Source organism: Streptomyces sp. SAS_270, assembly GCF_052543295.1.
The window spans coordinates 1-8,671 of the sequence record NZ_JBMNDS010000151.1 but is presented as its reverse complement, the minus strand read 5'-3'; the positions used below and the strand labels follow the sequence as shown (position 1 = coordinate 8,671).

Genomic DNA, 8,671 nt, shown 5'->3' with positions numbered 1-8,671 from the left:
CCCGGTTACATTCCGAACCCGGAAGCTAAGCCTCACAGCGCCGATGGTACTGCAGGGGGGACCCTGTGGGAGAGTAGGACGCCGCCGAACTCCTTTTAAAGAGAACCCCCGCACCTTTGGTGCGGGGGTTTTCTGCGTTTAGGGTCGAAGCCATGCGCTACGACCTGGTTATCTTCGACAACGACGGCGTCCTCGTCGACAGCGAGCCGATCTCCAACCGGCTCCTCGCCGCGTACCTCTCCGAACTCGGGCACCCGACGTCGTACGAGGAATCCATCCGGGACTACATGGGGTCCGCGATGCACCGCATCCACGAGCTGGTCCTGGAACGCACGGGACAGCGGCTGCCGGACGACTTCGACGACATCTTCCACTCTCGCGTGTTCGCCGCCTTCGAGCGGGAGTTGCAGCCGGTGGCCGGGATCACGGGCGTACTGGAGAAACTGGCCGCGGACGAGGTGCCGTACTGCGTGGCGTCCTCCGGGAGCCATGAGCGGATCCGGGTGGGGCACCGGACGACCGGGCTCGACCAGTGGTTCGAGGAGACCAGGATCTTCAGTTCGCAGGACGTCGGGCGGGGGAAGCCGGCGCCGGATCTGTTCCTGTACGCGGCCGAGCGGATGGGTGTGGCACCGGAGCGGTGTGTGGTCGTGGAGGACAGCCCGCTGGGTGTACAGGCGGCCGTGGCGGCCGGGATGGACGTCTACGGGTTCACCGCCATGACGCCACCGACGAGGCTCGCTCAGGCCACCCAACTCTTCTCCGGCATGGGGGAGTTGGCTGACCTGCTCGTATGACCTGGGTCGGTGTCACCATGCTGACATTTGTCATGCGGAGCTCCGGACGATCGTTTCTACTGGCCGACCCGTCCCGGCGGCGAAGCTAAGGGCATGACGACGAAGACGATGAACACCGGTTCCCAGGGCCAGAGCATGAAGAACAACTTCGCGCCGCTGATCGTGGACGTGGCGGTTCCGCTCGGGTCGTACTACCTGTTCAAGGACGGCTTCGGGATGAGCACCTTCGCGGCGCTCGCCTGGAGCAGCGTGGTGCCGGCCCTGCGGACCGCGTGGACCGCGGTCAAGGAGCGGACGACCAACGGACTCGCGCTTCTCATCCTCATCGTGAACGTCGTCGGGCTGCTGCTCAGCTTCGTGTCCGGCGACCCGCGGCTGATGCTCGCCAAGGACAGCGGGGTCAGCAGCACGGTCGGCATCGGCATCCTGCTCTCCGTGGCGCTCGGCCGGCCGATGATGACCGCGGGCCTGAAGCCCTTCCTGGTGAAGGGCGACGCGGCCAAGGAGGCCGCCTGGCAGCGGCTGGCGTCGGGCGCAGCGTCCGGCTCGGCGGACTTCCGACGCAAGGAGCGCACCTTCTCCGTGGTCTGGGGCGTGGCGCTGCTCGCCGAGTGCATCGCCCGGATCGTCGGCGCGTACACCATCCCCGTGGACACCATGATCTGGCTCGGCGGGGTCATCATGATCGGCGTCATGGCGGTCACCTTCCTCGTCAGCGGCGGTCTCGCCGCCGGGCCGATGGAGGGCATCCTCGCCGCCGAGGTGAAGGACAGCGAAGCCGCAGCCGCGACGACGGAGCCCGCGGTCGCCGTCGCCGCCTGACGAAGCCGCGCGGAGCAGCCGGCCAAAGGTGAAGAGAATTCATCTTTGGCTGGATCTACCCACGAGTACGCCGGGGCCTTACGCTCGCCGCCATGACAGATGTGCTGCGGCGCGGTAGGGCCTCTTTGGCGTTCAGCTTCTTTGCGCAGGGCGCCACCTTCGCGCTGCTCGTGACGCGCATTCCCGCGATCCAGGACCGGTACGGGATATCCGACGCGCTCCTGCCCGCCTTCCTCGCCGCAGTGCCGGTCCTGGCCGGCGTCGGCAGTGTCTGCACCGAGCAGCTGGTGAAGAGGGTGCCGCCCAGCCGCGTACTGCGGTGGGCGCAGCCGGTCGTGCTGCTCGCGCTGCTCGGTGTCGGGTCCGGCGACCAACTGGTCGAGGTGGCCGTGGCGCTGGGGGCCTTCGGGCTGGCGGTGGGGGGTCTGGACGCCTCGATGAACATGCTCGGGGTGAGCCTGCAGCGGGCGTACGGGCGCAGCATCATGCTCGGTTTCCACGCCGTGTACAGCCTGGGCGGGATCCTGGGGGCGTCGCTCGCCTGGGTCGGGGCCCACTGGCATCTCTCGCTCGTCGTGCTGTATCTGCCGGTGGTGCTGGTGCTGCTGCCGGCCGCGCTCGTGGCGAGCCGTTGGTATGTCGACGCGGGTGTCCCGGGCGAGGAGGAGGCGCGGGAGGCGGCCGATGCCGGGCCCGTAGTGTTCAAGCTGCTGCTGCCGCTGTGCCTGGTGATGACCTTCGCGTACATCGGGGACTCGACCGTCTCCAACTGGAGTGCGAAGTATCTGCAGGACGTGCTGGGCAGTTCGGAGCAGCTGGCGACCGTTCCGTACAACGTCTACATGGTGACGACGTTGCTCGGGCGGGCCATCGGGGACTTCGGGGTGCGGCGGTTCGGGGCCGTGGCGGTGGTGCGGCTGGGGGCGGTCGTGGCGGCGGTGGGGTTCGCGGTGGTGGCGGTGGCGCCGGGCGCGTGGGTGGGGATGCTCGGGTTCACGCTGCTGGGGCTGGGACTGTGCGTGCTGGTGCCGCAGACCTTCGCGGCGGCCGGTCGGCTTTTCCCGGGGGCTTCGGATACGGCCATCGCGCGGCTCAACGTGTTCAACTATGTGGGTTTCTTGATCGGTTCGCCTCTGGTCGGGGCGCTGGGGGATGCGTGGAGTTATCGGGGCGCGATGCTCGTGCCCATGGTGTTGGTGCTGGTGACCCTGGGGTACGCCCGCTCGTTCGCTTCCGGGTCGGACCGATACGGTGGCGGGCATGAGCGGCCGCGCACAGCTGATGTGGGACGAGGCAGTAACGGGGTATGACTTCGGTCCGGACCACCCGATGGATCCGGTCCGGCTGGCGCTGACCCGGCGCCTGGTCGACGCGTTCGGGCTGGACCGGGAGGTCGAGGTCGTCTCGGCGAAGCCCGCCGGGGAGTCGACGCTGCGGCTGGTGCACCGCGAGGACTACGTCGAGGCGGTGAAGGCCGCGTCCGCGGATCCGGACGCCGCGGACGGGGCGTACGGGCTGGGGACGATGGACGACCCCGCCTTCGCCGGGATGCACGAGGTCTCCGCGCTGATCGCCGGGCAGTCGGTGGGCGCGGCGGAGGCGGTGTGGCGTGGGGAGGCGCTGCACGCGGTGAACTTCTCGGGCGGGCTGCACCACGCCATGCCCGGCGGCGCCTCCGGGTTCTGCATCTACAACGACGCCTCGCTCGCCATCGCCCGGCTGCTCGAACTGGGCGCCGAGCGCGTCGCGTACGTGGATGTGGACGTCCATCACGGCGACGGGGTGCAGGCCGCCTTCTGGGAGGATCCGCGGGTCCTGACGGTCTCCCTGCACGAGCATCCGCGAACGCTGTTCCCGCAGACCGGGTGGCCCGAGGAGACCGGCGCGGCCTGCGCGGAGGGGAGCGCGGTGAACGTGGCGCTGCCCGCCGGGACCGGGGACGCCGGGTGGCTGCGGGCCTTCCACGCCGTCGTACCGGAGCTGATCGCCGACTTCCGGCCTCAGGTGCTGGTCACACAGCACGGCGCCGACACGCATTTCGAGGATCCGCTGGCGCATCTGGCGGTGTCGTTGGACGCGCAGCGGGCGGTGCAGATGGCGTGTCACGACCTCGCGCACGAGTACGCCGACGGGCGCTGGGTCGCGTTGGGCGGTGGCGGCTACGCGGTGGTGGACGTCGTACCGCGGTCCTGGACGCATCTGGTGGCCATCGCGGCGGGGCGGCCGGTCGAGCCGGAGACCGTGATTCCCGAGGGCTGGCGGCAGGAAGTGTTCGCGCGGACGCGGCAGTTGGCGCCGACGCGGATGACGGACGGCCGGTGGCCGGTGTCATGGAAGGACTGGGAGTCGGGGTACGACCCGGCGGACCGGCTCGACCAGGCGGTCGTGGCCGCGCGCCGGGCCGCCTTCCCGCTGCGGGGACTGCTGCCGTAGCCGGGCCTCTTGGGTCCGGCTACGGCGGTGCGGGTGCGGCGGCGGGTCAGTCGCAGATGCTGGTGTCGCCGTTGTAGTAGATGTCGATCGAGCCGCTCCAGGTCAGGCACTCGCCGGCCGCGGGCTTGTCCTTGTAGACAGGGCCGGCGTACGTGGTGAAGTAGCCGGAGTCCTTGGCCGTGGTGGTGCTGTCGGGGAAGGTGTCGAGGGTGACCTCCATGAACACCTTGGCGCCCGGGGTGTTGCGGACGGTCACGGCGCACAGTCGCTGGGCTCCGGTGTTCCACGTGATGTACGTGGTGCCGATGACCTTGGTCGGCGAGGACTTGATGGGCGTGGACGCGGTGACCCGGTAGCCCTCGCCGCAGGCGCCGTTGTAGGCGCCGGCAGCGGTGGTGGCGGCGGTCGCCGGGGTGGTGGCGGCGAGGGTGCCACCGAGGGCCAGGACGGCGAGGGCGGCGGCGGTCGTGGTGCGACGGGACAGCTTCATGGTGTTCCCCCTGTGATGACTGTGGTCTGTGCGGCGATGGTCAACTCACCGCGCTGGCTTACGTGTTGTGAGACAGGAGAGCCCCGGCGTTAGTTGTGGTCGCTTTTGTCACTGTCCTGTCACCGCGTTTCACCGTCGTGTCACGGCGGTCGGCGAGGGTCGCACGATTACGCCAACGGTGGGGCGTTTCCCGTGTTTTGGGCATGCGTGAGGAATCGATGCGCCAGCATCGCTGGGGTGTTGAGTAGTGGAGCGTTGCGTGCGCATTTGCTGGCTGCCCGGCTGGCCGGGCCCGTGGCCACGTCGCGGGAGGAGAGCCTGCGCAGCTATCGGCTCTTCGCGGCGCGCGACCCACGCGTGATGATCGGACTCGATCCCGAATGGACATGGCGGCAGCGGGATCTGATCGAGTTGATGTCGTACAAGTGCGGGGTCTCGGCCGATCCTGGGCACACTTCTGGTCATGATGTGATTGATCCGGAGCGGACCCTGGAAGCGCTCAACGCCTTCGCGGAGCGTCTCGGCAAAGCGGCGCAGGACAGGAGCCCCGTGCTCCTCGGCACCGGCCATCCGCACCGGCTGATCGGTTTCTACGCCGCTCTCGCGGACGCTCTGTCGGCGGCGGGATGTACCGTCCTCACCCCCGCGCAGGGTTGCTCTGTCGACATAACGACCCGGTTCGGCCTACGCACGTACAACCTTGACTACGTACAAGGTGTCGCGCTGGTACGCGAACCCGGTCCGTGCGCCCCCGGTGGTGCGACCGGCGCGCACACCCACTCACCCCTCCCGGTTCGCACGGTTCTGGCGGCCGCCGCGGAGGCCGGCGGGCCGCTCCCGGAACTGGTCATCGGGGACCACGGATGGGTCTGCGGGGCAGGTCAGCTGGGGTTCGAGGCGATGGGGCTGGCGGACACGGACGATCCGGCGCTCTTCGTGGGAGAGGCAGAGGGGCGGGTGTCCGTCGTCGTTCCGCTTGATGACGCTGTGCGGTCTGATTACTACCGACCGCTTACTCGCTATGTACTCAATCGAGCGTGTCTGTCACAGTAGGCGGCCGATGGCATCCCCTCTTCCCCACTCGCATCACCCGCCCCTACATTGGGGAGTGAGCACGCAACGACGAAGAGTCACCGGAAGGGGAAGCCGGTGACCGTCGAGTGCGGAAGGTTCAGGTGTGTCATGGCTGCAGCTGGCGAGAGGCCTCTGAACGAGGTTCAGTTCCTTACCGTGGCGGAAGTCGCCTCGGTGATGCGAGTGTCGAAGATGACCGTGTACCGCTTGGTGCACAGCGGCCATCTGCCGGCGATCCGGGTGGGGAGGTCCTTCCGGGTGCCGGAGCAAGCGGTTCACGAGTACCTCCGCGAGAGTTACGTGGGGGTGGAGACAGCCTGACGCTGTTCCGGCGGTGTCCCGGAGGCCCTGCGAGGCCCTCCGGGACCCCCCGGATCCCCTCGATTACGACCTCGGCGCTCGGACCGGTAGGCTGGCCCCTCATAGGTCGTGTGGGCCCATGCAGCCCAGCACCGAGTAAAGAGAAGTGAGCGAGGGTAGTCGTGGGCTCTGTTATCAAGAAGCGGCGCAAGCGGATGGCGAAGAAGAAGCACCGCAAGCTGCTGAAGCGCACGCGCGTTCAGCGTCGCAACAAGAAGTAAGCGACGCGACGCTGCGAGAGCGTATGGCTGTGGGCCCCCACCACCGGTGGGGGGCCACAGCCATTTTCCGGCCACGTCGGTACTGTTCGTACGCCTGTGATGCGATTGGCTTGGTCTGATCGTACGTCTGTGGCTGTCGTCACTTCGTGCATCGGGCGGTCATCACAGCGCAACAACAACCCGCTAGGTTGACCGGACACGGGGAACACGGCACGTACGGGCAGAGCTGCGCGACAGCTGTGCGAAGGCGCGAAGACGTCTGGAAGGAAGGCGCTGATCTTGGGGAAGGTCGTGCTCGTGACCGGAGTGGCCCGTCAGCTGGGGGGCCGGTTCGTACGACGGATCCAGCGTGACCCGCAGGTCGACCGGGTGATCGCCGTGGACGCGGTGCCATCCGAGCACCACCTGGGCGGTGCCGAGTTCGTCCAGGCCGACATCCGGCAGCCCGCCATCGCGCGCGTGCTCGCCGAGCACTCCGTGGACACGGTCGTGCACATGGACGTGACGGGCACGGCGCTGGGCAGTGGCAGCCGGACCACGGTCAAGGAGACCAACGTCATCGGCACCATGCAGCTGCTGGGTGCGTGTCAGAAGTCGCCGACGGTGAAGCGGCTCGTAGTGAAGTCCAGTACGAACGTCTACGGCTCGGCGCCCCGCGACCCCGCCGTCTTCACCGAGACCACTCCGCCCAAGTCGCTGCCCAGCGGCGGCTTCGCGAAGGACACGGTCGAGGTCGAGGGATATGTCCGCGGGTTCGCGCGCCGCAGGCCCGACGTGGCCGTGTGCGTGCTGCGCTTCGCGAACATCCTGGGGCCGAGCGCGGACTCGCCGCTCGCCTCGTACTTCTCGCTGCCGGTCCTGCCGACCGTCCTGGGCTACGACCCGCGGCTGCAGTTCGTGCACGAGGACGACGTGATCGAGGTGCTGCGCCTCGCCTCGCACGAACCGGAGCGGGGGACGCTCAACAGCGGCACGTTCAACATCGCCGGTGACGGCGTGCTGCTGCTGTCGCAGTGCGCGCGGCGGCTCGGCCGGCCCACGGTGCCGCTGCTCCTGCCCGCGCTCACCTGGGTGGGAACGGCGGTGCGTACGCTGGGGGTGACGGACTTCTCGCCGGAGCAGCTGCGGCTGTTGACGCACGGCCGGGTCGTGTCGACGAACCAGATGCGCGAGACGCTGGGCTACAAGCCGAAGTACACGACGGCGGAGACCTTCGCGGACTTCGCCCGCAGCCGGGGGCCCGGACTCCTGCCTCCGGAGGCCCTCGCGGGGGCCGTCGACCGGCTCGCCGCGCTGCCCTACCTGGGCGGCGGCCACCCCCCGACGCAGAGCGCCAACTGAGGAGCGCATCAACGATGGCGGATGCCAAGGTCCTTCCGTTCGACGACGACCGGTCCCGTGGAGGCGCCGTGCAGCGGCCGCCGCGGCGCCGGGGCGCGGGGAGCCGGCGCAAGGGCGAGCCCGCGGTGGTTCGTGAGGTCCAGCCGCTGCCCGATCGGGCGTTGCGGCAGGATGATGTTCCCGTGACGCGAGAGGAACAACCGCTGCCGAAGCCGCAGGACGGCGGCGGGCTGGAGCGGCGTATCGCCGGGGGCCTGTCGTTCCTGCGCCGGCGTCTGACCGGGGACTACGAGATCGACGACTTCGGCTACGACGCCGAGCTCACCGACCAGGTCCTGATGTCCCTGCTGCGCCCGTTCTACGAGAAGTACTTCCGGGTCGAAGTGAAGGGCATCGAGAACATCCCGTCCGAGGGCGGCGCCCTGATCGTCGCCAACCACTCGGGCACGCTCCCGCTGGACGGCCTGATGATGCAGGTCGCGGTCCATGACAACCACCCCGAGGGCCGCCACCTCCGCCTTCTCGCGGCCGACCTGGTCTTCATGCTGCCGGGGGTCAACGAACTGGCCCGCAAGCTCGGCCACACACTGGCCTGCGCCGAGGACGCCCAACGGCTGCTGGAGGGGGGCGAGCTGGTCGGAGTGATGCCGGAGGGCTTCAAGGGCGTGGGCAAGCCCTTCAGCGAGCGCTACAAGCTCCAGCGCTTCGGCCGCGGCGGCTTCGTCTCGACCGCGCTGCGCGCGGGCACTCCGATCATTCCGTGCTCGATCGTCGGCGCGGAGGAGATCTACCCGATGATCGGCAACGCGAAGACGCTGGCCCGCCTTCTCGGTTTCCCGTACTTCCCGATCACTCCGACGTTCCCGTGGCTGGGCCCGCTCGGCGCGGTGCCGCTTCCCACCAAGTGGACGATCCAGTTCGGCGAGCCGATCCCGACGGACGGCTATCCGCCGGAGGCGGCGGAGGACCCGATGCTGATGTTCAACCTGACGGACCAGGTCAGGGAACAGATCCAGCACACGCTCTACAAGCTCTTGGTGCAGCGGCGGTCGGTGTTCTTCTGAGTCGGTTCTGAGTTCGGGTTGTTGATCGGTACGGCGATGGGGGCTCCCTTCCTGAGAAGGGAGCCCCAG

At 68.7% G+C, this 8,671-nt stretch carries 10 protein-coding genes and 1 rRNA gene; 10 read left to right on the top strand and 1 reads right to left on the bottom strand.

All coding sequences use genetic code 11. The features are described from left to right. The 5 genes from rrf to ACN6LB_RS45140 all read left to right on the top strand — a co-directional run. Positions 1–90, top strand: a 5S ribosomal RNA gene (gene rrf / locus ACN6LB_RS45160); the annotation flags it as partial. A 62-nt stretch (positions 91–152) separates the two neighbouring features. Next, positions 153–797 carry an HAD family hydrolase gene (locus ACN6LB_RS45155; RefSeq protein ID WP_445031010.1) on the top strand — a complete coding sequence of 215 codons (645 nt, stop codon included), beginning with the start codon at positions 153–155 and terminating at the stop codon, positions 795–797. A gap of 93 nt (positions 798–890) precedes the next feature. After that, positions 891–1,619, top strand: a complete 729-nt coding sequence (locus ACN6LB_RS45150; protein WP_445031009.1) for a VC0807 family protein — start codon at positions 891–893, stop codon at positions 1,617–1,619. Between the two features lie 92 nt (positions 1,620–1,711). After that, positions 1,712–2,929, top strand: coding sequence for an MFS transporter (locus tag ACN6LB_RS45145; RefSeq protein WP_445031008.1), 1,218 nt, complete (start codon positions 1,712–1,714; stop codon positions 2,927–2,929). After that, the gene (locus ACN6LB_RS45140; protein ID WP_445031007.1) at positions 2,880–4,052 is read left to right on the top strand and encodes an acetoin utilization protein AcuC; all 1,173 of its coding nucleotides are present in this window, start codon (positions 2,880–2,882) and stop codon (positions 4,050–4,052) included. Before ACN6LB_RS45145 ends, ACN6LB_RS45140 begins: the two co-directional genes overlap by 50 nt. Positions 4,053–4,098: 46 nt before the next feature. Here ACN6LB_RS45140 and ACN6LB_RS45135 read toward each other — a convergent pair whose 3' ends face one another. Further along, complete coding sequence (locus ACN6LB_RS45135; RefSeq protein ID WP_356148663.1) at positions 4,099–4,542, bottom strand: hypothetical protein; 444 nt, start codon at positions 4,540–4,542, stop codon at positions 4,099–4,101. Positions 4,543–4,779: 237 nt separating this feature from the next. On the opposite strand from ACN6LB_RS45135, the gene ACN6LB_RS45130 reads away from it, so the two are divergent. The 5 genes from ACN6LB_RS45130 to ACN6LB_RS45110 all read left to right on the top strand — a co-directional run bounded on the left by ACN6LB_RS45130 (position 4,780) and on the right by ACN6LB_RS45110 (position 8,602). Continuing rightward, positions 4,780–5,595, top strand: a complete 816-nt coding sequence (locus ACN6LB_RS45130) for a phosphatase (RefSeq protein ID WP_356148679.1) — start codon at positions 4,780–4,782, stop codon at positions 5,593–5,595. A 129-nt stretch (positions 5,596–5,724) separates the two neighbouring features. Then, complete coding sequence (locus ACN6LB_RS45125) at positions 5,725–5,937, top strand: helix-turn-helix domain-containing protein (RefSeq protein ID WP_004984898.1); 213 nt, start codon at positions 5,725–5,727, stop codon at positions 5,935–5,937. Between the two features lie 161 nt (positions 5,938–6,098). Further along, positions 6,099–6,197, top strand: a complete 99-nt coding sequence (locus ACN6LB_RS45120; protein WP_003948845.1) for a 30S ribosomal protein bS22 — start codon at positions 6,099–6,101, stop codon at positions 6,195–6,197. Positions 6,198–6,476: 279 nt separating this feature from the next. Beyond that, positions 6,477–7,538, top strand: a complete 1,062-nt coding sequence (locus tag ACN6LB_RS45115) for an NAD-dependent epimerase/dehydratase family protein (protein WP_356148659.1) — start codon at positions 6,477–6,479, stop codon at positions 7,536–7,538. A 14-nt stretch (positions 7,539–7,552) separates the two neighbouring features. Then, positions 7,553–8,602, top strand: coding sequence for a lysophospholipid acyltransferase family protein (locus tag ACN6LB_RS45110; RefSeq protein WP_445031006.1), 1,050 nt, complete (start codon positions 7,553–7,555; stop codon positions 8,600–8,602). Positions 8,603–8,671 lie beyond the last annotated feature (69 nt).

What these genes read in the sequence shown, in the direction of transcription:
- ACN6LB_RS45135 (WP_356148663.1), bottom strand. Translation starts at nt 4,542, where the DNA reads ATGAAGCTGTCCCGTCGCACCACGACCGCCGCCGCCCTCGCCGTCCTG.
- ACN6LB_RS45150 (WP_445031009.1), top strand. Translation starts at nt 891, where the DNA reads ATGACGACGAAGACGATGAACACCGGTTCCCAGGGCCAGAGCATGAAG.
- ACN6LB_RS45145 (WP_445031008.1), top strand. Translation starts at nt 1,712, where the DNA reads ATGACAGATGTGCTGCGGCGCGGTAGGGCCTCTTTGGCGTTCAGCTTC.
- ACN6LB_RS45140 (WP_445031007.1), top strand. Translation starts at nt 2,880, where the DNA reads ATGAGCGGCCGCGCACAGCTGATGTGGGACGAGGCAGTAACGGGGTAT.
- ACN6LB_RS45125 (WP_004984898.1), top strand. Translation starts at nt 5,725, where the DNA reads ATGGCTGCAGCTGGCGAGAGGCCTCTGAACGAGGTTCAGTTCCTTACC.
- ACN6LB_RS45155 (WP_445031010.1), top strand. Translation starts at nt 153, where the DNA reads ATGCGCTACGACCTGGTTATCTTCGACAACGACGGCGTCCTCGTCGAC.
- ACN6LB_RS45110 (WP_445031006.1), top strand. Translation starts at nt 7,553, where the DNA reads ATGGCGGATGCCAAGGTCCTTCCGTTCGACGACGACCGGTCCCGTGGA.